This is a genomic window from Sphingomonas sp. GW821-FHT09B04 (assembly GCF_059418285.1).
Map to the genome: position 1 here is coordinate 230,146 of NZ_JBWKPO010000001.1, position 25,451 is coordinate 255,596.

The 25,451-nt window shown below is 65.9% G+C and carries 23 protein-coding genes; 6 read left to right on the top strand and 17 right to left on the bottom strand.

Annotated elements, in window-relative coordinates; all coding sequences use genetic code 11:
* Positions 1 to 13 precede the first annotated feature (13 nt).
* Positions 14 to 1,222: an efflux RND transporter periplasmic adaptor subunit gene (locus AC07NK_RS00995; protein WP_495168707.1), complete on the bottom strand. Its 1,209-nt coding sequence runs from the start codon at positions 1,220 to 1,222 to the stop codon at positions 14 to 16.
* 254 nt (positions 1,223 to 1,476) lie between these two features.
* Here AC07NK_RS00995 and AC07NK_RS01000 point away from each other — a divergent pair, with 254 nt between their 5' ends.
* Both AC07NK_RS01000 and AC07NK_RS01005 read left to right on the top strand, forming a co-directional pair.
* Complete coding sequence (locus AC07NK_RS01000; protein ID WP_495168708.1) at positions 1,477 to 1,737, top strand: GlsB/YeaQ/YmgE family stress response membrane protein; 261 nt, start codon at positions 1,477 to 1,479, stop codon at positions 1,735 to 1,737.
* 90 nt (positions 1,738 to 1,827) lie between these two features.
* Entirely contained in the window at positions 1,828 to 2,544 is a 717-nt protein-coding gene (locus AC07NK_RS01005; protein WP_495168709.1) for an SIMPL domain-containing protein, read from the top strand.
* A 124-nt stretch (positions 2,545 to 2,668) separates the two neighbouring features.
* On the opposite strand, the gene AC07NK_RS01010 is transcribed toward AC07NK_RS01005, so the two are convergent.
* The 3 genes from AC07NK_RS01010 to AC07NK_RS01020 form a co-directional block, all read right to left on the bottom strand.
* Positions 2,669 to 2,932: a GlsB/YeaQ/YmgE family stress response membrane protein gene (locus AC07NK_RS01010; protein ID WP_495168710.1), complete on the bottom strand. Its 264-nt coding sequence runs from the start codon at positions 2,930 to 2,932 to the stop codon at positions 2,669 to 2,671.
* Positions 2,933 to 3,064: 132 nt separating this feature from the next.
* Positions 3,065 to 3,364 carry a CtrA inhibitor SciP gene (gene sciP / locus AC07NK_RS01015; protein ID WP_495163413.1) on the bottom strand — a complete coding sequence of 100 codons (300 nt, stop codon included), beginning with the start codon at positions 3,362 to 3,364 and terminating at the stop codon, positions 3,065 to 3,067.
* A gap of 100 nt (positions 3,365 to 3,464) precedes the next feature.
* A complete protein-coding gene (locus AC07NK_RS01020) occupies positions 3,465 to 3,653 on the bottom strand; it encodes a hypothetical protein (protein ID WP_495168711.1) in 189 nt (62 codons plus the stop codon).
* A gap of 157 nt (positions 3,654 to 3,810) precedes the next feature.
* On the opposite strand from AC07NK_RS01020, the gene mnmA reads away from it, so the two are divergent.
* Positions 3,811 to 4,920, top strand: a complete 1,110-nt coding sequence (gene mnmA, locus AC07NK_RS01025) for a tRNA 2-thiouridine(34) synthase MnmA (RefSeq protein WP_495168712.1) — start codon at positions 3,811 to 3,813, stop codon at positions 4,918 to 4,920.
* A 227-nt stretch (positions 4,921 to 5,147) separates the two neighbouring features.
* Positions 5,148 to 5,444, top strand: coding sequence for a hypothetical protein (locus tag AC07NK_RS01030; protein ID WP_495168713.1), 297 nt, complete (start codon positions 5,148 to 5,150; stop codon positions 5,442 to 5,444).
* Positions 5,445 to 5,484: 40 nt separating this feature from the next.
* Here AC07NK_RS01030 and AC07NK_RS01035 read toward each other — a convergent pair whose 3' ends face one another.
* From AC07NK_RS01035 to AC07NK_RS01050, 4 genes are all read right to left on the bottom strand, one after another.
* Positions 5,485 to 6,171, bottom strand: coding sequence for a GNAT family N-acetyltransferase (locus tag AC07NK_RS01035; protein WP_495168714.1), 687 nt, complete (start codon positions 6,169 to 6,171; stop codon positions 5,485 to 5,487).
* Entirely contained in the window at positions 6,171 to 7,091 is a 921-nt protein-coding gene (locus tag AC07NK_RS01040) for a cation diffusion facilitator family transporter (RefSeq protein ID WP_495168715.1), read from the bottom strand. The genes AC07NK_RS01035 and AC07NK_RS01040 overlap by 1 nt, the downstream gene beginning before the upstream one ends.
* Positions 7,088 to 7,666 carry a pyridoxamine 5'-phosphate oxidase gene (gene pdxH / locus AC07NK_RS01045; RefSeq protein WP_495168716.1) on the bottom strand — a complete coding sequence of 193 codons (579 nt, stop codon included), beginning with the start codon at positions 7,664 to 7,666 and terminating at the stop codon, positions 7,088 to 7,090. The genes AC07NK_RS01040 and pdxH overlap by 4 nt, the downstream gene beginning before the upstream one ends.
* A gap of 199 nt (positions 7,667 to 7,865) precedes the next feature.
* Positions 7,866 to 8,984 (bottom strand): glycoside hydrolase family 130 protein, encoded by a 1,119-nt coding sequence (locus tag AC07NK_RS01050; protein ID WP_495168717.1) that lies wholly within the window; start codon positions 8,982 to 8,984, stop codon positions 7,866 to 7,868.
* Between the two features lie 135 nt (positions 8,985 to 9,119).
* Between AC07NK_RS01050 and AC07NK_RS01055 the strand changes: the two genes are divergently transcribed.
* A complete protein-coding gene (locus AC07NK_RS01055; protein ID WP_495168718.1) occupies positions 9,120 to 10,169 on the top strand; it encodes a LacI family DNA-binding transcriptional regulator in 1,050 nt (349 codons plus the stop codon).
* Positions 10,170 to 10,184: 15 nt separating this feature from the next.
* On the opposite strand, the gene AC07NK_RS01060 is transcribed toward AC07NK_RS01055, so the two are convergent.
* From AC07NK_RS01060 to AC07NK_RS01100, 9 genes are all read right to left on the bottom strand, one after another.
* Positions 10,185 to 11,273, bottom strand: coding sequence for a fumarylacetoacetate hydrolase family protein (locus tag AC07NK_RS01060; protein WP_495169610.1), 1,089 nt, complete (start codon positions 11,271 to 11,273; stop codon positions 10,185 to 10,187).
* Positions 11,274 to 11,403: 130 nt separating this feature from the next.
* The gene (locus AC07NK_RS01065) at positions 11,404 to 12,978 is read right to left on the bottom strand and encodes an aldehyde dehydrogenase (NADP(+)) (RefSeq protein ID WP_495168719.1); all 1,575 of its coding nucleotides are present in this window, start codon (positions 12,976 to 12,978) and stop codon (positions 11,404 to 11,406) included.
* Between the two features lie 175 nt (positions 12,979 to 13,153).
* Positions 13,154 to 13,909, bottom strand: a complete 756-nt coding sequence (locus tag AC07NK_RS01070) for a FadR/GntR family transcriptional regulator (protein WP_495168720.1) — start codon at positions 13,907 to 13,909, stop codon at positions 13,154 to 13,156.
* A 182-nt stretch (positions 13,910 to 14,091) separates the two neighbouring features.
* Positions 14,092 to 16,971, bottom strand: a complete 2,880-nt coding sequence (locus tag AC07NK_RS01075) for a TonB-dependent receptor (RefSeq protein WP_495168721.1) — start codon at positions 16,969 to 16,971, stop codon at positions 14,092 to 14,094.
* Between the two features lie 104 nt (positions 16,972 to 17,075).
* Positions 17,076 to 17,924 (bottom strand): rhamnogalacturonan acetylesterase, encoded by an 849-nt coding sequence (locus tag AC07NK_RS01080; protein WP_495168722.1) that lies wholly within the window; start codon positions 17,922 to 17,924, stop codon positions 17,076 to 17,078.
* The gene (locus AC07NK_RS01085; RefSeq protein ID WP_495168723.1) at positions 17,924 to 18,676 is read right to left on the bottom strand and encodes an SDR family NAD(P)-dependent oxidoreductase; all 753 of its coding nucleotides are present in this window, start codon (positions 18,674 to 18,676) and stop codon (positions 17,924 to 17,926) included. Before AC07NK_RS01085 ends, AC07NK_RS01080 begins: the two co-directional genes overlap by 1 nt.
* Positions 18,677 to 18,685: 9 nt before the next feature.
* Positions 18,686 to 19,957, bottom strand: coding sequence for an MFS transporter (locus AC07NK_RS01090; protein ID WP_495168724.1), 1,272 nt, complete (start codon positions 19,955 to 19,957; stop codon positions 18,686 to 18,688).
* The gene (locus AC07NK_RS01095) at positions 19,954 to 22,128 is read right to left on the bottom strand and encodes an alginate lyase family protein (protein WP_495168725.1); all 2,175 of its coding nucleotides are present in this window, start codon (positions 22,126 to 22,128) and stop codon (positions 19,954 to 19,956) included. Before AC07NK_RS01095 ends, AC07NK_RS01090 begins: the two co-directional genes overlap by 4 nt.
* Positions 22,125 to 24,287 carry a chondroitinase-B domain-containing protein gene (locus tag AC07NK_RS01100; RefSeq protein ID WP_495168726.1) on the bottom strand — a complete coding sequence of 721 codons (2,163 nt, stop codon included), beginning with the start codon at positions 24,285 to 24,287 and terminating at the stop codon, positions 22,125 to 22,127. The genes AC07NK_RS01095 and AC07NK_RS01100 overlap by 4 nt, the downstream gene beginning before the upstream one ends.
* Before the next feature lie 182 nt (positions 24,288 to 24,469).
* Here AC07NK_RS01100 and AC07NK_RS01105 point away from each other — a divergent pair, with 182 nt between their 5' ends.
* Positions 24,470 to 25,378 carry an SH3 domain-containing protein gene (locus tag AC07NK_RS01105; RefSeq protein WP_495168727.1) on the top strand — a complete coding sequence of 303 codons (909 nt, stop codon included), beginning with the start codon at positions 24,470 to 24,472 and terminating at the stop codon, positions 25,376 to 25,378.
* Positions 25,379 to 25,451 lie beyond the last annotated feature (73 nt).

Consider the following 25,451-nt stretch of genomic DNA (forward strand, 5'->3'; position numbering starts at 1 on the left):
CCTTAAGTCCGCGTCAGCGCTGCAGCTTCATGAGGTTCGGCTTCACCTTCTGCCCCGGGTTGAGGAAGGCGCCGGCGGTCACCACGACACGCTCGGTGCCCTGCAGACCGCTCGGGATCGCCACACCCGCGTCCGAAACGTCGCCGGTGGTGATCGCACGACGCTCAGCCTCGTCCTTGGCATTCAGGATATAGACGAAATTGCCCTTGGTATCGCTCTGGATCGCCGATTGCGGGAGCAGCGGCGACACCTGTCCGCCCGAATGGATGGTCGCGCTGGCGAAGCCGCCGGGACGGAGCGCCTTGCTGTAGGTCAGCGCGACGCGGGCGATGCCCTGGCGGGTCTGCGGATCGATCACCGGAGACACCTGCCACACCTGGCCCGCGAACTTCTCTTCGGTGCCGACCGGCGTGACATCGACGCGCGCGCCGACCGGGATACGCTGGAGATCGGCCTCGCTGAGCTGAACGCGCATCTCGAACTGGCCGCCCTGCGCGACGCGGAACAAGGTCCCCGAACCGGCGCTGACGATCTGGCCCGGCTCGACCGCGCGGGTCAGGACCAGACCAGCCGAGGGCGAGCGGATGTCGAGACGGCGGTTGCGCGCGTTGGTTTCCGAATGCTGCGCCTGCGCGACGCGGACGCGCGCGGCCGCAGCATCGCGGGTCGCGGTCTTGCGGTCGATGTCGGCCTTCGACACGAACCCGCGCGCGACGAGCTGCTTGGCCCGATCAAGTTCCGCCTGGGCGATACCCAGATCCGCCTGCGCGACCCGGACATTCGCCGCCTGCGACTGCGCAGTCTGCGCCTGGACCGAGCGATCGACCGTCGCCAGAACCTGTCCGGCGGCGACCCAGTCGCCCGGTTCGACCAGCACGCGGGTAACCTCGCCACCCTCGCCCGCGACACCGACCGGCATCTCGCGGCGAGCGGCGAGCGAACCGGTGCCGGTGATCGTGCGATCGATTGCCTGACGGCCGGGCACCATGACGCTCACCACGGGAAGCTGGCGATTGCCGCCCTCGCCCCCGGCGCCCTTGGCCGCAACAGCAGCCTTATCACTGCTCGCGTTGCCCGAGGCGAAGGCGAACCAGGCACCCGCGAGTACAGCAACCACGATCAGCGCGCCGATGATCCACCAGAGCCGCCGCGACCGACCTTCACCCTCGCCAGCAATCGCCAGCTGCTCGTCCCTGCCAAACATCCGTGCCTCATAGTTCATGCGCGACCCCATTACCCCGGCCATTACGGCCGCTTCGGGCCATCCCGTCGCGCTGTATTATCTGAATATATCACCGGCCTCAAGAGCCGTCGTTACGCTCTTGGTTTACCTGCCCGGTTTCGGTTTGTTCCGCAAGGGGACAGGCGGCCGTTTCATGCTGCGGCGCATGGTCGAATCGGGGTTTGCAGCGCCCGCATCCTAAGGCAAGTTCCCGCCCGGTTCCCCGGGTGGGGGCCGCAGAACAGGAGGAAGGCATGCCCGACGGTATTATCGGTTGGATCCTCATTGGCCTCGTCGCAGGGGCTCTCGGCAAGCTGATCATGCCCGGCAAGGACCCGGGCGGCATCATCGTTACCATCCTGATCGGTATCGCGGGCGCGTTGCTCGCTGCTTTCATCGCGCCGGCAATCGGCATCAACCTCACCGGTAAATTCGCCAGCTATATCGCTGCCACGGTTGGCGCGGTCGTCCTGCTGGCGCTCTATCGCGTCGTTATCGCCCGCCGGGCAGCCTGATTACGGGTTCGCCTATTTGGGTCCGTTCAGCTTCCGTTGTCCCGCCGCCCGGTAGCGCGGCGGGACAATTAGCTGGAAAGGCCCTATTGAATGGTTCGATTGCTGACCCTCGCGGCCGCTGCCGCCGCGCTTCCTCTGACCGCCGCCGCCGCACAGGTGCCGGCACCGGGTTTGCTTATGTCTGAAGGCACGCTGCTCGATGTGGTCGCCGAGGGAGAGGCTAACCGCGTACCCGACATCGCGACGATTCGCGCCGGCGTGGTGACGCAGGCGCCAACCGCCGCCGCCGCGCTTTCCGCCAATGCCACGCAGATGAAGAGCGTGCTCGCTGCGCTGAAGGCGGCCGGTGTCGCCGATCGCGACGTGCAGACCGCAACGATCTCACTCAATCCGCAATATCGCTATGCCGAGAATCAGCCGCCGGTAATCACCGGCTATCAGGCGTCGAACACCGTTTCGGTCAGGTTCCGCGACATCGCCAAGAGCGGCAACATCCTCGACGCACTGGTCAAACAGGGTGCCAACCAGATCGACGGGCCCAACCTGTCGATCGATCAGATCGAAGCCGCGCAGGACGAGGCACGTGTCGACGCCGTCAAGCGCGCCCGTGCCCGCGCCGACCTCTACGCCAAAGCGCTGGGAATGCGCGTCGAGCGACTGGTATCGCTGAGCGAGGGTAGCGACGTCGGGATGCCCGGCCCGATGCCGGTGATGATGGCCCGTATGGAAGCCAAGGATTCGACTCAGGTCGTGCCGGGCGAACAGCGCGTCGGCGTCACGGTCCGCGTCCGCTTCCTGCTCAAGTAGATCCTGCTCAAGGAAATTGAGAAGGGCCGCCCCGAAAGGAGCGGCCCTTCTTGATTCAGAGACACGGTGCCGCCCGCGGACCTCCCGTTCAGACTAGCGAGCCGGTGCGGTACAGAGCAAAATCTCAGCGCACCGAACCGCGGCGCACCAGATTGACGATCGCCAGCAGAATGATCGCGCCGACCAGCGACACGATGAAGCTGTACACGGTCAGCCCCTGATTGATCGATCCGCCGCTGAAGATCAGCCCGCCGATGAACGCGCCGACGATCCCGACGACGACATTGAGCAGGATGCCCTGCTGCGCATCGGTGCGCATCACCAGGCTGGCGAGCCAGCCGACGACGCCGCCGATCACAAGCCACACGATGAGTCCGACGAGGTCCATGTTTTTCCTCCATCTTTTCGCGCCCGCCTTGCTGCGGGGCCGTGGAGGGAAAGACTCGCGACGCCCAAAAATGGTTCCGCCCGCGTTTTGAGGCGCGGGCGGTGGGAGAGACCGATATTCAGGGAAAGCGGGTCAGTATTTCTGCTGCCGCTCGTACAACGAGCGGTAGTGCTGGATGCGCGTCACGCGCAGGCCAGGCATGCCTGACCGGTCGATCGCGCGCTGCCAGCCGGCAAACTCCTCGACGGTGAGGCTATAGCGATCGCACACTTCATCGACGGTGAGCAGCCCACCATTGACGGCTGCGACCACCTCTGCCTTGCGGCGGACCACCCAACGGGTCGTTTCGGGCGGCGGCAGCGAGTCGAGCGTCAGCGGCTCGCCGAGCGGTCCGATCACCTTGGCTGGTCGGATCTTCTGGTTTTCAATCATTACCTACCTCGATCAGGGCGGGGGGTCCCCGTCTTTGTTCTGTAACGACCATAGTCGTCCCGGCTTGAGCATCGCCTAAGCGGCACGGTAAACGCCGCCTTCATAGCTCTTTCCAGTCGGTTAGCGTGGCCTCCATCGCGCGGCTGAACGCACCGTGCACGGGGGCGAGCAGCGCGCCGGCCGGCAAGGGCCGGTCGAGCACTGCCTGAAGCTGCGCAGTCGGACTCGCCGCCTGACGGGCGGCAATGCCGACCATCAGCACCGCGAGTTCGGTGGGAATTGCGGTCATCACCGCGACGTCCCGGTCGAATCGGAAGCTCAGGTCCACAAACGCTACTCACCTTGAGGTCGAATCCACCCATTTTGGATAGGGCCGAAGGTTGAAGGGGGAGTAAACGCCGGCTGTTTTTTGCATCTCGCCCTCCAAATCCCTATGTGGCGGCGCGATGACCGGACCCGATTTTCAGTTGAGCGGACCGCTTGAGAAGCGTCGGATCGTCGTCGCCATGTCGGGCGGCGTCGATTCCTCGGTAGTGGCCGCGCTCGCCGCGCGCACCGGCGCCGAGACGATCGGCGTGACGCTCCAGCTCTATGACCATGGCGAAGCGACCGGGCGCTCGGGCAGTTGCTGCGCCGGCCGCGACATTCGCGACGCGCGCGCGGTGTGCGACCGGCTCGGCATTCCGCATTATGTCTTCGACCATGAGAGCAGCTTCCGCGAGCAGGTGATCGACGATTTCGCCGACGAATATCTCGCCGGGCGCACCCCGATCCCGTGCGTGAAGTGCAATATGGGGCCCAAGTTCACCGATCTGTTCGCGCTCGCTCGCGACCTCGGCGCCGACTGCCTCGCCACCGGCCATTATGTGCAGCGCGTGCTCCGCCCCGAAGGTCCGGAACTGCATAGAGGCGCCGACCCGGCACGCGACCAGAGCTATTTCCTGTTCGCGACGACGCGCGACCAGCTCGATTTCCTGCGCTTCCCATTGGGCGCCCTGCCCAAGAGCCGGGTGCGCGAGATCGCCGCCGAAATCGGGCTGGGCGTGGCGACCAAGCCCGACAGCCAGGACATCTGCTTCGTCCCCGATCGCAACTATGCCGGACTGGTCAAGAAGCTGCGCCCCGAGGCTGACACCGCAGGCAAGATCGTTGACGAGGCAGGCAATATGCTGGGCGATCACAAGGGCCTGATCCACTTCACCGTCGGCCAGCGCCGCGGCCTCGAGATCGGCGGCAGCCCGGAGCCGCTTTACGTCATCCGCCTCAACCCCGAGCGCCGCGAAGTGGTCGTCGGCCCCAAGGCCGCGCTCGCCGTCCGCGCGGCGCGGATCGAGGGGGTGAACTGGCTCGGCGGCAGCTATGACGGCCCGATGACCGCCAAGGTCCGCTCGATGGCCCGCCCCGCCCCGGCGCGGTTCGAGGATGGCCGGGTGGTGTTCGAGAACCCCGAATATGGCGTAGCGCCAGGCCAGGCCGCGGTGCTCTATGCCGGCGAGCGCGTGCTGGGCGGCGGCTGGATCAGGCAAACCGAACGGGCGGAGCTGGCGACGGCCTGAGGCACCTGCGACGATTGCGACGTCGAGTGACGGCCAGATTCAGGCATTGCCAATAGATCGTCATCCCGGCCCTGTGCCGGGATCCACCGGGAGGCCAGCCGAAAGCAAGAGGCTCAATCGCACCCTTTACGGCACCGTGGATCCCGGCACAGGGCCGGCATGACGGAGAAGAGGAATGACCGCTAGCGACCCATTGTGGTCGTTCGTTTCGCTGATACCCTCTCGCCATGAACGACGCGCCGGACTGGGAAGGTGACTGGTATGAGGTCACCAGCGAAACCGAGAAGCGATGGCTCGAAGAAGAACTCGTCAGTGAGCTAAGTCCGGGGCACGTACTCTACGGCGTTGCAGCGACGGCTTTGGGTCGGCGGTGGCGCCGCGACGATGTGTTGTTTCAACTTTCCGACGGTAAATATGCTCGACTTCATCTGACCCGTCGCAAAGAGAGCAATCCTGCTTGGCCTTCGACGGACATTTTTGAAAGCTTCGCCGCCTGGAAGGCCCTGCCGATCGAGGATCGCTGAACGGCAGCTTCCCACCCAATTGCCGCCGAAAGCATCTCGCTCAGTCCCGCCGCTCCAGAAACGTCGCGATCACCTCTCGCCGGACACGAAACCCCAGTTTCTCGTACAACGCGATCGCTCCTGCATTGCTGGCATAGCTGTGAAGAAAAGGTGTCTCGCCGCGCGCGACGATGCGGTCCATCACCACGCGCATCAGCTTGCCGGCAAGGCCGCGGCCACGCCAGTCGGGGTGGGTGCAGACCGCGCTGACCTCGGTCAGGCCCGGCGCGCGCATGCGTTCACCCGACATGGCGACGAGCTGGCCATCGACGCGGATGCCGATGAACTCGCCCAGCCGGTGAGTCGCCTCTACGAACGGCCCCGGCTCGGTCAGCGCGGCGAGCGCCAACATCTCGGGCGCGTCGGCATCGACAAGGTCGAGAAAGTCGAGCGGCTCGGCAGGTTCGGGGTTTTCCGCGATCATCTGGACGAGCATCGCCTGCTTCACGACGGCCAGCCCCGGTGGCACCGGGGTCTCGATGCTTTCGATCGTCGCAACCTTCCCACCGACCGGCACCAGCGCAGCGAGCGCCGCCAGCGCCTCAGGCGAATCATCGGCGGCGGCGGCGAGCAGGTTGATTTCCGGCCGGTAGCGTAGCGCAAGCCCGTCGCCCGCAGCGAAGGCCGTCTGCCGCCCGGTCAACGCGGTCCATACGGGCCGGTCGAGCGGGTGCGAAGTGTCAGACATCAGTTATCCTTGAGCCGTTCGATCTCGTCGGCCTCACGCAGGTCATTGCCGGGATGATCGACATGTCCCGCGGGATCGACATGGATCAGAATCTCGGTGCCCGGGAACGCCGCTTCAAGCCGCCCCTCAAGCTTTTCGACCAATGTATGTGCGTCGGCCACCGACGTCGTGCGGGGAAGCGTGATGTGGAACTGGGCGAAGTCCTGCGATCCGCTGGTGCGGGTGCGCAGGTCGTGCAGGCTCTCCAGCCCCGGCTCGCGCGCCGCGACCTCGACGAAAGCACGGCGCTTATCATCCGGCCATTCGCGATCCATCAGTTGGCCGATCGCCTCGCTCGCTCCGTGCCATGCACCCCACAGCAACCACGCGGCGATGGCGATGCCGAACAGCGGGTCGGCACCGGTGAAGGCGAGATACTGGTCGGACACCAGCGCCACGATCACCGCGGCGTTGAGCAGCAGGTCCGACTGATAGTGCAGCCGGTCGGTCTTGATCGCCACCGATCCGGTCGCGGCGATCGCACGGCGCTGATAGGCCGTAAGCAGCAGCGTCACCACGATCGCCGCGAGCGACACAGCGATCCCGGATTCCGCGTCCGCGGCGACGTCCCCGGAGCCAAGCCGTTGCACCGCCCGCACCGCGATCAGACAGGCGGAGACCGAGATCAGGGCGACCTGGAACAGCGCCGCCAATGCCTCCGCCTTGCCATGACCGAAGCGATGGCCGGCATCCGCGGGCTGCGCGGCAATATGCACCCCGGCCAGCGTCACCAGCGAGGCGACGAGGTCGAGCAGACTGTCGGCAAGGCTGGCGAGCATCGCCACCGACCCGGTCCGCCACGCCGCCCACGCCTTGAGCGCGCCAAGCAGCACCGCCGCACAGACACTGGCGATCGCGGCCCGGCGGGCAAGGTTGCTCACGGGAACAGCAGCCCTTCATCCCACCCGTCAGTGGTGCGGGTGAAGACGCGGCGTTCGTGCAGCCGGTGTTCGCGATCCTGCCAGAATTCGATCCGCTGCGGGGTCACGCGATAGCCGCCCCAATGCGGCGGGCGCGGCACGTCCGACCCCTCGAACCGTTCGCGCGCGGCTTCGTAGCGCGCTTCGAACGTCGCGCGCGCTTCGAGCGGGCGGGACTGGTCGCTCGCCCAGGCGCCGAGCTGCGAATCGCGGCTGCGGCTGGCGAAATAGGCGTCGGATTCGGCATCAGTGGCGAGCGTCACCGCGCCCTCAATCCGGATCTGCCGCCGCAGCGATTTCCAGTGGAGCAGCAGCGCCGCGCGCGGCACCGCCGCCAGCTCTCCCGCCTTGCGGCTCTCGCGGTTGGTGTAGAAGACGAAGCCGTCGGGGCCATGGCCTTTGAGCAGCACCATCCGCACCGACGGCTGGCCGGCGACGTCCACCGTCGCCAGTGCCATCGCGTTGGAATCATTCGGCTCGGTCGTGCGAGCCTCGGTGTACCATTGATCGAACAGCGTGAAGGGATCGGTCGTCATGCGCCGGCCTCATACCGCTTCGGGTCACACATAAAAAGGCGCCGTATGGACGGCCCTTCAATCCTCTCGTCACCCCGGACTTGTCCGGGGTCCACCGCGCAGCCCGGTACGGATTTGAAGGTTCCCGGCACGACCTCAATACCCGTCCCTGTGGGCGGGTGGATGCCGGAACAAGTCCGGCATGACGGCTTGGACGGGTTCAGGCGAATACGGACTTGGGGATGTGCGTGATCCGGCAGGCCAGATCCGCCTCGCCCGACGCGACGACATAGTAATCGCCCGCATCCACGATGCCGGTCGTGAACACCACGTCGTGGATGTACATGCGCTCGGCGAGCGGCGCGGTCAGTTCGGGGCTGGCTTCGAGCAGCGGCACATGTTCGGTGTGCAGCGTGATCGAGGGATCGTCGCGATCAAGCAGCGACCAATAGGTGCGGTAGATGCCGACCACCTCCTTGGGCTCCACGCCGTGCCACAGCGTCAGCCAGCCGCGGTCGGTCAGAACCGGCGGCGTCCCCCCGCCGATCCGCGCGGTCGCAACCGTCCCGGCATGGGGGCGGATGCCGGGGTTAAGGTGCGGCTTCCAGTGCCGCCCGTCGGGCGAGGTGGCAAGGTTGATCGACGGACCCGCACGCCAGCCGCTCCCCGGCGGATAGGCAAAATAGAGGTCCCCCAGCGGGCGCGTCTGCGCCCAATATTGCCCGCCCGCCTTGCCCTCGAAGATCAGCATGTCCTTATTCTGATGGTCGAGCACGATGCCCTCGAACCGCCAGTCGATGCCGTTGTCCGAAGCGTAGAGCGTGGTCGAATGACGCTCCGGGCTGACCGAACAAGTGGTCATCAGCCATTCGTCGCCGACCCGACTGATCCGGGCATCCTCAACGCCATAGCATTGCACATTGTGCCGCGGCGCGATTGCCTTGTCGTAATGCGCAGTAACGACCTTCAGCCCGTCCGGCGTCAGTTCCACTGGCAACAGCCATGACAGCGACGTCAGCGCCATGATCTTCCATCCCCCGCCATGCAGCAGAAATTTCCGCGGGTCCGACGTATCCACCAACGCCAATGGCCAGCCGTCGAGGACATAGCGCCCGTCCTGCCAGCGGATCGCGTGCACCTTGCCGCCCCGTACCGGCTCTTGCAGCGCCTCGGCGACGCGTACCATCATCAGCAGATTGCCATTGGACAACCGCGTCAGCCCGGGATTGAACGCGCCGAGCACATAGGTTTCCGCATCAAACTGGCCAGCGAGCGGCGAGCGCGTGAGATCGATATCCGCCGGGCCGAACACCAGCCGGTCGGTCGGAAAACGGGTCATGCGGCAGCACTCGGCATCGGGAGCTCCAAGGCAGTAGCTAAGGTCTCAAGCCGCCAAGTAAGCTCAGGTTCCATCTTGGGCCGCCCGATTGCAATGTGTGCATCCCGCCCATATCCCGTGCCCCGGGAGATTTTGATGAGCCGTTCGACTCGCAGGACTTTGGGCGGCGTGACCGTACAGGACGTAGCACGCGCCGCCGGGGTCTCGGCGATGACCGTTTCGCGCGTCATGAACGGCGGCACCAATGTGCGCGAGGATACACGCAAGGCCGTACTCGCGGCGGTCGGACAGTTGAACTATCGCCCCAACGCCGCTGCACGCTCGCTCGCTGCAGGCGGCGCGTCGCAAATCGGCCTGCTCTATGCGAACCCCTCGGCGGGGTATCTCAGCCAGTTCCTGATCGGCGCGCTCGAAACTGCCCGGCGCACGGGCTGTCATCTCGTCCTCGAATCGTGCGAAGACGATAGCGCGGCCGCGCAGGAAGAGGCGGTGCGCCAACTGATCGATGCCGATGTGCGTGGCGTGGTGCTTCCGCCACCGCTCTCCGAATCCACTACAGTGCGCAAACTACTCGCCGAAGCAGGCATCCCCTGGGCGGCAATCGCGATGGGATCGCATGAGGCGGGGACGCTCAATGTGCGGATCGACGATTTCGGGGCCGCGCGTACGATGACCCGGCACCTGATCGAGCTCGGCCATCGCGAGATCGGCTTCATCAAGGGGCACTTCAACCAGATCGCGAGCGCCGAACGCCACCGCGGTTTCGTCGCGGCGCTGGAAGAAGCGGGAATCGACCCTGCGTCAGCCCATATCGAGCAAGGGCTGTTCACCTACCGCTCGGGCCTCGACGCGGCTGAGCGAATTCTTGCGGGCACCAGCGCGCCGACGGCAATCTTCGCGTCGAACGACGATATGGCCGCCGCTGCAGTAGGCGTCGCGCACCGACGCGGGCTTCAGGTGCCGGGCGACCTCAGCGTCGTCGGGTTCGACGATACCGCGATCGCCACCAGCATCTGGCCCGCGCTCACGACGATCCGCCAGCCGGTCTCGGCGATGGCCGAAGCCGCGATCACCATGCTGCTGCGCCGCGTGCGCGAGCGGCCGGGCGAGACCGAAACGGTCGAAGAAGAAGTGCTGCCCTACGAACTGGTGTTGCGCGATTCGGCGGGGCCGCCGAAACGCTAGGCTGCGCTTGCGCGTTCAGGCAGGCTCCGCCCCCCGCCGCGCCGCGATGCTGCGATAGAGGTCGCGAATGCCGAAGGTCCACGGGACCGCATCCTTCGATGTCGTGACGACATTGGTGAGCGTACCGAGGCGGGGCGATGAAATGCGCACCGTGTCGCCGACCTTGTGGGTGAAGCCGCGGCCCACATCATCACGATCCTGTACCGGCGCGAACAACGTACCGAGGAACAGCGCAAAGCCGTCCGGATATTGATGCTCCGACAGGGTCTGGTGCACCAGTTCCAGCGGGTCGCGGCTGATCTGGTTCATCGAGCTATGCCCTTCGAGGCGATAGCCCTCCGGCCCTTCGATCAGCAGGTCGAGTTCGGCATTGCGCACATCGTCGATCCCGAAATGCGCGTCGAACAGCCGTACGAACGGCCCGATCGCGCAGGCGGCGTTATTGTCCTTCGCCTTTCCGAGCAGCAGCGCACTGCGCCCTTCGAAATCGCGCAGATTGACGTCGTTACCCAGCGTCGCGCCGATCACCTTGCCCGCTGCATTTGCGATCACCACCACTTCGGGCTCAGGATTGTTCCAGCTCGAATCCGACCGAATTCCGACCTGCGCGCCCCAGCCGACCGAGGACAGCACCGGCGCTTTGGTAAACACCTCGGCATCCGGGCCGATCGCGACCTCAAGATATTGCGACCACATGCCGACGTCGATCAGCGCAGCCTTGAGCTTCGCGGCTTCGTCGCTGCCCGGCACCACCGAACGGATTCCGCTACCGATCTTGCCTTCCAGCTCGGCACGGATCGCCGCCGCCTGGCTTGCATCGCCGCGTGCACGCTCCTCGATCACCCGCTCGATCGCAGAGACCGCGAAGGTAACGCCGCACGCCTTGACGCATTGCAGGTCGATCGGCGCGAGCAGTGCATAGGCACCGCCACCGATGGTGAGGTCCGCGACCTCGCAGAGATAGCGGCCCTCGACGCTTGCCGGATCCGCGAGGTCGAACAAGTCAGCGGTCGTGGCCGCCACGGCCGATACGTCATAGACCCGGCCTTGGCGGACGATCACCGGCACCGGTCCGTCGGCGAGCATCACGCGGCCGGCGAGCATGGCGCGCTCGGCATCGTCGGGAAGCGCCGAGACATCAAAAGCTACAGGCACAAATCTCTCCTTCACTCCGTTCCAGACGAAGCAATGATGGCGCGATTGCCATTCCTACCGGCCCGCAATGGGCGCGGCCTCAGATCGTCCAGACCCCGTCGATCCGTGCGACCATGCCGACCTGCCCGCCCTCGCGCAGGCCCGCAGGCAGCAGCGCGTCGGGCATGCCCTGATAGCTGACAGGGCGCAGGAAGCGGTCGATCGCCAGCGTGCCGACCGAGGTGCTGCGCGGGTCCGAGGTCGACGGATAGGGACCGCCATGCACCATCGCGTGCGCCACCTCGACGCCGGTCGGCCAGCCATTGGCGATCACGCGGCCGACAGTCCGTTCAAGCACGGGCAGCAGGGCGCGCGCCGCATCATAATCGCCCGCATCGACCTGCAGCGTCGCCGTCAGCTGCCCTTCCAGCTCGCCCAGCACCGCCGTCAGCTCGTCGAGGCTGGCGCAGCGGACCACGACCGAAGAGACGCCGAACACCTCGTGCAGATGCACCGGGTCGGCGAGGAAATCCTTGCCCGCTACGCTGAACAGCGCCGCGCGGCCGCGGTTCGGCCCATCGGCCTCGACGCCTTCTGCCACCTTCGTGACGAACGCGCTGCCCGCAAGCTTCGCCTTGCCGCCTTCGAACGCTTCCCAGATACCGTCGGTCAGCATCACCTGCGCCGGCTGGCCCGACAGCACTTCGCCCGCACGTGCGATGAAGGCGTCGAGTTCGGGACCATCGACGCCCATGACGAGGCCGGGGTTGGTACAGAACTGGCCCGCGCCCATCGCGAGGCTCGCGACAAAGGCTTCAGCCAGCGCGGTTCCACGCGCTTTCAGCGCTTCAGGCATCAGGATAACCGGGTTGATCGCCGCCATCTCGGCATAGACGGGGATCGGGCGCGGACGTGCCGCGGCGATCCGCATCAGCGCCTCACCACCGCCACGCGATCCGGTGAAGCCCACTGCCTGGATGCGCGGATCGGCGACCAGCGCCTCGCCCACCTTGCGCGAGGTACCATTGACCATCGAGAAGGTGCCTGCGGGCATCCCGCATTTCTCGATAGCGCGCGCAATCGCCGTCGCGATCAGCTCTGCGGTACCGGGGTGTGCACGATGTCCCTTGACCACAACCGGACAACCCGCAGCGAACGCCGATGCGGTGTCGCCACCTGCCGTGGAAAAAGCGAGCGGGAAGTTGGATGCGCCGAACACCGCGACGGGGCCGAGCGGGACCATGCGCAGGCGCAGATCGGGCTTGGGGGGCGTGCGCGCCGGGTCAGCATGGTCGATCCGCAGCTTCTGCCATTGGCCATCGCGCACTTCCTTCGCGAACAGGCGAAGCTGGCCCGCCGTGCGCCCGCGCTCACCGGTGATACGCGCGGCGGGAAGGCCGGACTCGCGCGACGCACGCTCGATCAGCACGTCTCCGAGTGCCTCGATCTCATCAGCGATGGTTTCGAGGAAGCGGGCGCGCTCCTCGAGCGGTTTGGTCGAATAGGGCAGAAAGGCGGCTTCAGCGGCCGAACAGGCGTCCGCGACATCCTGCTCGCTCGCACCGGCGAAGCCCGCATCTTCGATGTCAGCACCCGCGGCGGGATCATAGGCGTAGAAGCGTGCATCCGACTGACGGCGCTCGGCGCCGATGAAAAGTCCGCCCGTCAGTTCCATGATCGTCTCCGTAGATCGGCTGCCGCGGCGTCGCGCGGCAAGGGACATGCCCCGCCCATCTACAAACATCATACGAATTTTCAAGCCGGGCGGGCAAGATTGGTAGCGCTGCCCGATTCTGGCGCGGGCACGGTAACGCCGTCAACGCGCGATCATTGCGTTTTCGGCTCGGATCTCAGCGCAGCCGCGCACTCATCAGGAAGCGCTCGCGGCTCTCGGCCGCCTTGCGCCGCAGTTCGGAGATGGCGTGCTCCTCGGTCGCGTCGAGCATCGCTTCGAGCAGCCGGTTGAAATGCTGGCGCATCGCCACGCGCGCGCCATTGGAATCGCGCGCGCGCAGCGCATCGACGATCGCGCCGTGCTCGCGCCGGCGGGTGCGCCCATCATGCTGGCAGACGCTGGCATAGGTCGTACGCACCTCGGGCACCTCGGTGCGCATCCGCCACAGCGACTTGATGACGTGGATGATCGCCTGATTGCCCGATGCCGATGCGATCAGCAGGTGGAACTCCTGATCCGCCTCGGTCGATTTGGCGTCGTCGCCATCATCATTGCCCATGATCTCGAGTAGCTCGTCGAGCCGGTCGAGCATTTCGGACGTGACGGTCGATGCCGCCAGCGCCGCCGCCTCGGATTCGAACAGCGACCGCGCCTCGGTCAGCTCGAACGCGCTGACCGCGGGCGGCTCGTCGGTACGTATCGCCTTGGCATCGGTAACATAGACGCCCGATCCGGTCTTGATGCGGATGCGGCCATTTGCCTGCAGTGCGATCTCGGCCTCACGGATCGTCACGCGGCTGACGTTGAACCGCTCGGCCAGTTCACGCTCGCCGGGCAAGCGCGAACCCGGCGGGTACACACCCTCATCGATCAGTACGGTGATCTGATCGGCAATGCTCTGGTATAGCCGGTCAGCCACGATGATCCTCACCAATTCCCCTGGCCCGATCCTTATTCGGTCCGCCTGAAAGCGCAAGCGCCCCCGTTATGGGCTTCACGCGCAGCGGCTCGCGCCCCGAACCGGGCGCCTGCGGGGAGGTAGTGCAGACGACCGGAAGGGGAGCGAGCCGACACCGTTGCGGCAATGCCGAACGGGAAGCCATGATCGGGCGCCTAGAGCCTGACGCGCGCGCCGATGAAGTAGCGCGGGCCATAATAATGGTACTGACGGATGCTGCCCTGCACCGGCATGTCGGTGATCTTCGGCGAGTCGAGGATGTTCGTTGCCTCAAACCGCAGCGATACATTGCGGTTGATGTCGTACGAGGCGCGCAGATCGACCGTCTCGTTGCCACGGACGTAACGCAGCTGCGAATTGCCGCCGACAAAGTCCTGATAATAGTTCGAGCGGTAGTTGTAGATGCCCTGGATCGAGAAGCCCTTGAGCTGATAATAGAGCTGCGCCGAAACAACGTGCTTCGAGAAGCCCGACAGACCGGCCGGCGGCACGATCCGCGGCGTCGTTACCCCTGTCGCCGGGTTGAAGATCTCGCCGAGCAGAATGTCCTCATTCTCGAAATTGGTGTCGGCATAATTGTAGCTGACCTTGCCGCCAAACCCGTCGAGCGGCTTGGGCAGCCACGAGAAGCGGTTGGCGAGCGTGATCTCGACACCCCAGAGCTGGCTCTTGTCCGGGCTGTTGGCGGTCTGGACCACCGGCACGCTGACGTCGCGGCCGCCGATGCTGAAGGTCTCGTTGCCGACCACCGGCATGAACCCGCCGCTGAACTCCTTGAAATAGACCGTCGCCGAGAACAGCGAATCCCGATTGGGATAATATTCGAGCGCGAGGTCGCCGTTCCACGACATCAGCGGCTTCAACGCCGGGCTGCCATTGGCGCGGATTTCGCTGATCGCATCCTCGATCGTCGTACCGCTCGAATCGAGGAAGAAGGTACGGCCAGCTCCCAGCGCGCTCGGCGCCGGGCGCGACATCGCGCGATAGGCGGCGGCGCGCAGCAACAGCCGGTTAGGCTGAAGCTCGAAGATCGCATTGACGCTTGGCAGGAAGCGGGTGGTCTCGCTCTCCAGCGTCACCGTCTCGAACGTGTTCGGGGTCGGTGTCAGCGAAATCGTGCCGTCGGGGTTATTGACCACGGTGAACGCGCTGCGCAGGCCGATCGAGCTGACCTTGGTGTTGACCACACGCGCACCGAAATTGCCGCGTACAGGCATGTCGCCGAGGTCACCCGAATATTCGGCCATGATGTAACCGGCGAGCGTCTTCTCGGTCACGTCGCGGTTGGCGGGCGAGCGCATTTCGGCGGGACGGCCCGGATCCTCGGACCCGGTATATTCGCGCATCAGGCACAGCGGATCAAAGGTGGCCCAGCTGGTGATGGTGTTGCCGCGCGCCTGTTCGAGGAAGCCGGTCTGCGGGAATTGCGTGCGGCACATCGTGTTGATCCGCGCATCCTCGCGCCCCGCCTGGGGCGGTCCCGACGGGTTGAGGTTGAACTCGTTGCGCACGTCGTAATCGGCATAGGTCTGCTGCGCCCAGCGGCCGCCCACGGCGACGTTGGTGATGAACCCGTCGAGTTTGTAGTCGGCGTCGAGCCGCACACCCCAAATCTCATTCTGTCGACGAGCCTCGTCGCGGCGGGCGCGGGCGTCGTCCCAGAACAGCGCATGGTTGTTGGGATCGAAGCGCGGGTCGAAGGTGATGCTCGGCGCATAATTCCCCGGCTTTACCTCATAGGTGTAGGGAATTCGCTGATTGTTGATCGCGGTGCGGTTGCCGTTCATGTCGAACGGATCGGTGCGCAGACGAACCTGACGTTCGATCTCGGTGCGGATCGTGCGCGAATAGGAGCCGTCGAGCACCAGCGTCAGCCGGTCGGTTGCCTTCCAGCGCAGGTTGGCGCCGCCGCCCAGATATTCCTCGGAACGCTCGAGGTTCGACGCGGTCGACTCGATCGAGCTCAGCCCGTTCATTTTCTGGATAACGCCGTTCGAATCATAGACGACGTTGGTCAGCCCGTAGCGCATCTCCGAAATGTTCAGATCGCGCCGGTTCTCGACGAAGGTGCGGTCCGAATATTGCCCGTCGATGTTGAGTTCGACCCGGTCCGAGAAGCGCCACTGGAGCGCGCCGAAGATCGCATCGCGCTGATCGCTTTCGCTGATCTGGCGCCAGGTCATCGCATTGGGCGCGAGGAAATAGGGCGTACCCGCAGCCGCCTGCGCTGGCGTCACCGCGGTGCAGTTGTTGTTGGCGACGACGATATTGGCGTTGCACGCGGTCCAGGTCGAGCTGCCCGCGACCGTCTCTTCGGGGTTGTTGGTGCTGTTGCGCTGCACACCGATCGCGATGCCGACCTCGCCAAGACCGCCCAGCTCATACTGGTCGATATAGGACAAGGTCCCGCGCCAGCCCCAGGCCGACGAGCCGATCACTTTGTCCTGATAGGGGCTGTAGTTCGCCTTGATCTCGCCCTGGATGCGGGTCTTGCCGAAATCGAGGGGGCGGAGCGTGCCGATGTCGATCGTGCCGGCGACGCCGCCCTCGACCAGATTGGCCTGCTGCGTCTTGTAGATCTTGATGTTGTTGACCAGTTCCGACGGGAACTGGTTGAAGTTGACCGAACGGTCGCCCGAGCCGTTGGTGGCGTCGCGGCCGTTGAAGGTCGAGTTGGACAGGAACGGCCCGAGGCCGCGCAGCGCGATTTCCGAGGCGCCGCCCTTTTCGCGGTGCGTGGTCGCGCCGGTGATCGTCTGGATCGCCTCGCCCACCGACAGCGCCGGCAGGTCGCCGATCTCGTCGGTCGACAGCGCGTCGACGATCGCAGTCTCGCGCTTCTTGACGTCGATCGAGGTACGAAGGGTCTCGCGGATGCCGGAGACGACGATCTCCTCCTCGTCCGCCGGCGCGTCAGCGGCGGGCGGCGGGGCATCCTGCGCCATCGCCTGCGTCGCCGCGAACAGCGACACGGCAGCGCCTGCCATCAACCACGCGCGGGTGCGCGAGCGCTCGGCGGTTGCCGGCTTACCCATTCGTCCTCTCCCTGAGTCCAATTTTGTTAATTCACCCTTGCCGGTTGCAAACCAGTTGTCAACCTAAGTCACATGCCAATTATCGAATAATTGGTCCTACCAATTTACGGCACGAGCTGTGAGGCCAGCGCCGGAACGGCGCGCGCGAGATCGTCGGCGACCAGCTTGGCGAACACGCCGGCGCCGGTCTCCCCGACATGGGTATAGTCGAACTTGCGATTATGCTGGCCGCGCGGTCCACCGGGCTTGACCGGGACGTCGGGCAACCGCGCCTCCTCGGCAGAACGCGGCTTGAGCGTCGTCCCCGCCTTACCGGCAGCGCGTTCCTCTGCGATCGGCTCGGCCTGAGCCAGCGCCATCGAATCCTCCGGCCCCAGCTTCTGCACCACCGCCGCGCTGCGCCGGTTGAGATCGACCAGCGGCGCCTTGGTCTCGGCCGCAACCTTGCGCACCTCCTCCGACCAGGCGTCGAGCGTGTTGTCGAGCTTGCCGTCCTTGAACTCGCGCCGCGTCAGCGGGGTGACGAGGATGGGAATCGCGCCCGCCGCGCGGACCTCCTCGACCATCTTGCGCAGGTTCGCGGGGAACTCGGTCGCGCGGTCGGTCCAGCGCTCGGGCCGGGTCGACTGATCGTTATGGCCGAACTGGATGAGGACGTAGCTGGCGCGATAGCCAGGCACCTTGGCCTCGGCCAGCGCGATCGCCCACGACCCTTCCTGACGATAGCTGCGGGTCGAGCGGCCGCCGCGCCCGACATTGAGGCAGGCGACCGACGACTTGACGTGCCGCGCACAGAAGATCGAGGCCCAGCCGCTGGCCGGAGCCATCGTCGAATCCCCCACCAGCACGACCTTATAGGGTTCAATCGGCGGGGCGTCGGTGCGCTCGCGCGTCTGCTGCGCGAGCGCGGCGGGAACCGCGATCAAAGCGGCGGCGGCGAGCGCAAGCCGCATCACGAGAAGAACAGCCCGCCGTTGATGTCGACATTCGTACCGGTGAGGAACGAGGCGTCGCCCGAAGCGAGGAAGGCAACCGCGGCCGCGACCTCATCGGGATGGCCTTCGCGGCGCAGCGGGGTGTTGCCCGCCACCGCAGCGCGGCCCTCGGGCTTGGAGAAGATGTCGTGGAACGAGGTGCCGATCAGGCCCGGGTTCAGCGCGTTGACGCGGATGCCCTGCGGCCCCAGCTCCTTCGCCCAGCTGCGCGTCAGCGTCATCAGCGCGCCCTTCGACGCAGCATAGATGCTCGCGCCCGGCCCACCGCCGTCACGGCCGGCCTGCGAGGCGATATTGACGATCGCCGCGCCGCTTTCGAGATGCGGGAGCACCGCCTTGGTGACGAGGAAGGCGGATTTGAGGTTCAGGTCCATCACCGTGTCGAAGAACGCCTCATCCATGTCGGCGAGCGTCTTGCGTGCGACCATGCCGCCCGCGCAGTTGACGAGGATGTCGACCTTGTCGCCAAACGCGTCGGTCGCGGCCTTGACCAGCGCCGCGACCTCATCGGCCTTGGTCACATCAGCGCGCGCGAGCAACGCGGTGCCGCCCGCCGCTTCAATCTCGTCGAGCGTCGCCTTCGCCGCCGCCTCGTCGCTGCGATAGTTGATGACGACCTTTGCGCCTTCGCTGGCGAGACGCAGCGAGATCGATTTGCCGATATCGCGTCCGCCGCCAGTGACGATCGCGACCTTGTCCTTGAAACGCATAAATGCCCCTTAGTCTTGATTTTTGGGTTGAACGGGTTCGATCCGGCCGCCGAGCCAGATGCAGAGAAGGGAGAGCGGCACGAGCGCCGCGCCCAGGATGAAGATCGGCGCGAAGCTCGTCTTGGTCATGACGGGCACGAGCCAGGTGGTGATCAGCGTGCCCGCGACCGCGGCGGTGCCGCTGATCCCGGCGAGCGAGCCGACCGCGCCGCCACCGAACCAGTCGCTCGGCAGCGTCTGGATGTTGTTGATCGCGACCTGAAAGCCGAACAGGATCGCCGCGATCAGCAGCACCGCATAGAGCGGGGTCGCAGCGGTGGCGGTGAGCAGCAGCGCCGGCAGCATGATCACGCAGCCGAGCGTGATCGCGAGCTTGCGCGCCTTGTCCGCGCTCCAGCCACGCTTGATGAGGGCGCCCGACAGCCAGCCGCCCGAGAGCGAGCCCGCCATTGCGCCGACAAACGGCACCCAGGCGAACATGCCGATCTGCTTGACGTCGAAGCCGAAGCTTTCGTTGAGGTAGATCGGCAGCCACGACACGAACAGCCACCAGATCGGATCGAGGAAGAAGCGCCCGGACAGCAGCGCCCATGTCTGGCGATGGCGCAGCAGCTGCCCCATCGCCGGCGCATAACCGGCGGGCTTCGCGCCCGCATCGATGCGCTCGTTCGCGCCCAGAATATGCTCGCGCTCGGCCTTGCTCAGCCACGGATGCGCATCGGGATCCGACTTGTAGACCCACAGCCATGGCAGCAGCCACAGGAAGCCGAGCACGCCGATGATGGCGAACGTCATCCGCCAGCCGACAAAGCCGAACAGGATCGCGATCAGCGGCGCCGAGACGATCGCACCCATCGATGCGCCCGCGTTGAAGATGCCCTGTGCGAATGCACGTTCGGAACGCGGAAACCAGGTGGCGTTCGCTTTGGCGGCACCCGGCCAGTTACCCGCCTCGCTAATGCCGAGCAGACCGCGCAACGCGCCGAGCATCAGCATCGACCGGACCATCGAGTGCGCGGCTATCGACAGCGACCACACCACGATCGAAATCGCAAAGCCCATACGCGTACCGACCACATCGAAGATCTTGCCGAACAGCGACTGGCCGAGCGCGTAGAAGACCATGAAGATGGTCACCAGCAGCGCGTAATCTTCCTTGCCGGCGCCGATATCCTTGGCGACCGCAGGCCACATCACGGCGAGCGCGTTGCGGTCGATGTAATTGATCACGGTCGCGACCGCGATCAAGGTGATGATCCACCAGCGGAAACCCGATTTCATTTGCCTGCCTCTCCGTCGAACCGGCCGACCGGTCCGCGCCATTCGAGCTTGCGCCCGTTCGCGGTGACGCTGTGCGCCTTGTCCGCTGTGGTATCTGTCGCGATAGCGACGAGGATGTACCGCCAGCCGGTGAGCGAAATCGTTGCGACGCGCGCGCCGCCGGACTCGGTCATGGTGAGGCCCGTCACCGCGCTGCGGCTGTTGGTGGTGGTCTCGGTCGCGGCGTCGTAGCGGCCATGCGGCTCGACCAGGCTAACGAACGCCGCGTCCCCCGCACCCGCGACCCGCTGGATCACCACCGGCTCGCGCCGCAGGTTGAAGCGCGGATCGTTGGCACCGCTCTCCGCGAGGATCACCTGCGCGCCAGCCGTCGCCATGCGATAGGTGTAGAAACGGCCGTCATTGATCCAGGTGACGCGGCCCTGTCCATTGGCGAGCGGCGCGGTCGCATCGACCCAAAGGTGCTGATAGCCATTGGCCTTGCCCAGTACCGGCCGCGCCGCGACGTTCGAGGTCAGCTTCAGATCAGTGTCGATGATATGCCCGGCAAAGTGCAGCGGCAGATCGTAGGTCGCCTTGCCCGCATTCTTCACGGTGAGCAGATCGAGCACCAGCGGGGCGCCTTTGCCCATCTCGAGCTGCACCAGCGCGCGGCGGAAACTGACGCCGGGATAGGCGCCCGTCATCTCACCAATCGACCAGCGCGCCGGTCCCTCGCCGTTGAAGGCGAGCTGCACCGGCGACACCGCTTCGGCGGGCTTGAGCTTCGTCTCGAAATGGCTGGTCTCGTTCACCACCAGCGTGTTGTGCGCGATCGTCTGCTGCGCCCAGCTGTCATTCTCGGGCAGATAGCGCCCGCCGTCCTTGGCCTCGATGTTCAGGAACCGCGCCGCGCCGTAATCGGTCACGATCGCGTTGCCATTGTCATAAAGCAGCCAGTTGAGCTTGTCGAAATGGCCATGGCCCATGCCCTGAGCGGTATTCTTGGCGACGACGACCTGCGCCTTGTCCTCCGGCCCCGAGCGCAGGATCGCGAGCGCACCGTCCTTGCCCTCTGGCCCGTCGCGCAGCAGCGTCGAGGCGAAAGCAAACGGCTTCGCCTTGCCCGCTGCGAGATCGCGCGCGACCGCGAACCCCTGCGGCGACAGCGCAACCTTGTTCTGCCACTGCGCGATGTCGAGCAGCCCGGTGTCGCCGCTCGCCGTGTAGCCGATCGCCACGCCCTGATAGAGCTCCTCGGTCTTGAGGCTCTTGTCGGGCATCGCGTCGTTGATCGGGAAGAAATAACCCGCATAGGTGGTCTGCACTGCGGTACGGATCGCCTTCAGGACGATGCCGTCGCGGTAGGCGAAGATCTTCCGCTCCGGTTCATTGTCCTGGATGGCCTGCGCGAACACCACGAAGGGCTGGAGCGCATAGCGCTGGTAGTAAGGTCCCTCGGCATAATAGCCGTCGGGCGAGAAGAGCAGGTCGAGCTGGCGCAGGAAGCCGACCTTGCCCGAGCGGTCGCTGCCCTTGAGCGCCTGCTCGACCAGCAGCTTGTCGCGCAGCACATAGCCGGTCATGCCGACCCCGGCATTGGCCCAGGTCGAATGGTTATGGATGCGATCGAACGTGGTCGGCTCGCCGGTCAGGAAGACGGCCATGCGGCGGAAGACATTGTCGTCGATCGTCTTGCGATCGACAGACGTCAGGTCGCCGCGCACCGCGTCATAGCCCTGGATCGCATGGACCAGCCACACGCTGTCGTTCAGGCTCTGCCAGAACAGCCGTCCGGGCACCTGATTGGCGGCGGCGGGATGCTTGCCTAGGCCGGGATAGAGCTTGGCATAGGCGAGCAACATGTCGCGAACATAGTCGGCATAGCGCTTGTCGCCGGTGACGCGGTAGAGCGTGCCGGCCATCTGGATCAGCTTGTAATTGGCCTTGTGCCGCTCATGCGTCGGCCCGCCGCCGCGATCCTTCGGCACCGGCACGTCGATGCCGGCGCGGATGCCCGCCTCGACCGCTTTCTTCGCCGACGCCAGCTCGCGCACGAACAATGGCGCGCGGGTGCCCTCGGCCGCCATGGCGCGATAAGCCTCGGTGCTGGCGAGGACTGGGGCGGCGTCCTGCGCGAAGGCGGGGACCGCGCCGGCGAGCAGCGCGGCGATGAATGCGGCGCGGATCATGGACGGCCCTCCGTGATGTTGCCGTTCAGCGTCACGTCGGGCTTGCCCTGCGGGTAGAGGTTGGTGACGCGCGGTTCGGGAGTCGCGGCGAAGCGGTTGTCGGCGATGCGCACCACCGGCGCGCCGACGCTGTTGGCGACATCGATGCCGGTCGAATTGGCGAAGCGGTTGCGCGCGATCTCGACCCACTGCACGCCCGACAGGCGCACCGCGCCGCCGCCGCTGACGCTATTGCCGGTCATGGTGAAGCGCGGGCCGAAGGTGCTCTCGTCGGTGCCGAGCCGTGCAAGGTTGGCGATCACCGCAACCTCAGCGAAGCTGTTGTCGGCAAGCTCGACCTGCTCGGCGCTGTAGAGGCCCTTGCTGCCGGTCTCGGCCGCCGCAGCGACCACCGCGCCAGACACTTTGGCGAAGCTCGACCCGCGGATCTCGACCGCGTCGGCGAAGGTCGCTGGGGTCGCCGCGACGACATCATAGGCGGGGGCGACGAGATCGCGGACCGCGACGGAGTCGAGTGTCACGCTGTAATTCAAAGTGCTCACCGACTGCGGTGCACGCACGAGCGCGTTGCCCGCCACAGTCGGTGAGGCGGCGCCGGAGAGGGTGGCGCCACGAAGAACGATGCTGCCGCCCGGCAGCAGCTGAAACAGAGTAGACGCTGCGCTCTCGATCACCGCCTCGCGCGGGCCGGAGACGGTCAGCGAATGCGCGACCGCGATCGGCGCGGTGACGCGGTGGGTGCCTGCGGCGATGCGGACAGTGTCGCCGGCCGACGAAACCGCGACGGCCTTTGCCAGCGCGCCTTCGCTGGCCGGCACCGCGATCTCACGGCCTGTCGCGGTGGCGGGCGCGTCCTTTGCGTACCAGGTTGGCCCGGCCTCGACGCGCTTCAGCACGGCCAGATCGCGCGGGGCGCCGACGCCCGCAAGCGCGGAATCGGCGGGGTAGAGCAGGCCATTGGTGGCCCGCTCGAGCTTGATCGCCTGCTTCACGTTTCTGGACAACGCGATGCCGGTCACAGCGCCTTCGAAGCGGACAATGTCCTTGCCATCGGCGTTGGCGATCAGGTTGCGCTCGAACCAGCTGCTGATGGGCGGGGCGCTGCGTTCGGCGTCGGCGCCCGCGCCGAAGGTGATGCGTGCCGCCTCAATGATCGAGTTGCGCTCGATCCGGGCGTTGGCGACCTGATGATAGCGGTTGATCACTGAGTTGGGCACGCCGTTCATCACCGCGATCGCGCTCAGGAACGAAGTGCCGGTGACGCCCTCGAGGTAGTTGTCGCGGACGATCTGGTCGCGGTTGATGACGCGGATGCCACCGGTGTTGGGCTTGCCCTTGCCGAGGAAGATGTTGCGCTCGACCAGATTGCCGTTGCCGTGACGCAGCACTACCGCGCCCTGCGATTCCAAGAACATGTTGCCGCGAATGATGTTCGCGCCCGACTTGATCGAGACGATCTCGACCTCGCCATCGCATTTCTCGAACCAGTTGCGCTCGATCACGCTGTTCGACTCGTTGAGCGATTCGTCGCTGGTGCCGACGCGGATCGTCTCGCCGCCGTTCGAGCCGAGCGGCGGGCGCGGCCCGAAATAATTATGGTCGATCCGCGCGCGGTTGGCCTCCGGCTGGCCCTTGGGGCGGATCACCGCAAGCGTAACGCCGGCATTGCCCTTGCCCGCGAACCAGCTGTGGTCGACGCGGTTGTCGGCGCCGTAGATCGCGACCCAGATATCCTCGGCCCGGCGATCGGGATTGGTGAAATTGTCGACGACGATTTCGGTGAGTCGCGCGTTGCGCGCGGGAGTCTTCGAATCGCGGCGGAAGGCGATCAGCTCACGGGTCGGCGAGAAGCCGTTGCGGAAGACCAGGCCCGACACCACCAGATGCGCACCACCGATGCGCAGGTTCGACTGGCCCGAGAGAATGACCTTGCCCGGAGTCTGCGCGGCGAGCGTGATCGGCTTCGCTTGCGTGCCTTGCCCGGTGAACACGATCTGGAAGTCGCGCCATTCGCCATCGGCAAGGAGGATGCGGTCGCCCGGCGCCGCTTTCTTGACCGCAGCAGCATAGGCCGCAGGATCACGAACCAGATGATCTGCGGCGAGCGCGGGCACCGGCGCCAGCAGCACACAGGTGATCAGTGCTCCCATTGCCCGCATATCATCCGCTCCCAGCTACTGTTCTGCCCACTGGACTAACCAAGTGGCATGTACTGTTCAAGAGTTGAATATACCACTCATCGCAATTGGTATGATCCATCTCCGAGCGCAACGCATGGCCCGCGCATTGACATTTGCGCCGAACAGGCGCGCCATGCGCACTCCTCGGCAGGGAGAGAGACATGCGCAAAACGGCTTCGTTCGGCATCGTATCCGTCATCGCCACCGGCATCGCCGCGGCCATCATCGTCCCGGGCATGGCCCAATCCCAAAGGATTACCGCGAAAAACAACGCGCCCCTCAAGGCCGCGCCAAGTCCACAGGCGGCGATCCTCGCGACCGTGCCGCGCGGCTCCACCCTCAGCCTCGAACATTGCAACGCCGATCAATGGTGCCGCGTTCAGTTCGGCCGGCGCTCCGGATGGATGGCCGCGGTCAACCTCAACCTCCCCGCAGGCCATGAGACCGGCCGCATCACCGGCCGCGCGCAGCTGCGCGCGGGGCCAGGCACGCAGTATCAGGTACTGGGGACGCTTCAGCCCGGAACCCGCGTCAACGTGATCCGCTGCCAGCCGCAATGGTGCAACGTCGTCGCCGGCCAACGGCGCGGCTGGGTCGCGAGCCGGCTGGTCGACCGCGGCGATGACTGGAATGAGCCGCGACCGCCGCTGCCCGGCCCGGGCGCGCGGTCCGAGCTTCAGATGTTCACCGAGCGGAACTGCCGCGGCAACACCTATTCGACGCGCGAAGCGGTGCCCAACCTCAACTACCCGGTCCGCTCCGCGCGCGTCATCGGCGGCAGCGGCGATGTCAGCCGCGACGGCTGGCAGCTGTGCGTCGGCACCAACTATAACGGCGTCTGCACCTCGACCACGCCCAGCTGCTCGAACCTCGACGAGCTGGGCGGCCGCGGTTTGCGTTCGGTCCGCCCGGCCCATGGCGAGGGCAGCGGCATGCCCCTGCCCGCCATCTGCACCAAGGAATATGCGCCCGTCTGCGGCCAGTTGGGTCGCGAATACAAGACCTTCGGCAATGCGTGCGAGGCGCGCGCGGCGAATTACGCGATCCGCTATCAGGGACGCTGTCGCTAAAGGCGGGAGAATAACGGCGCGGCTGAACATATCAGCCGCGCCGTCTTTGCCGTGACGCCGCGCATCGCTATAG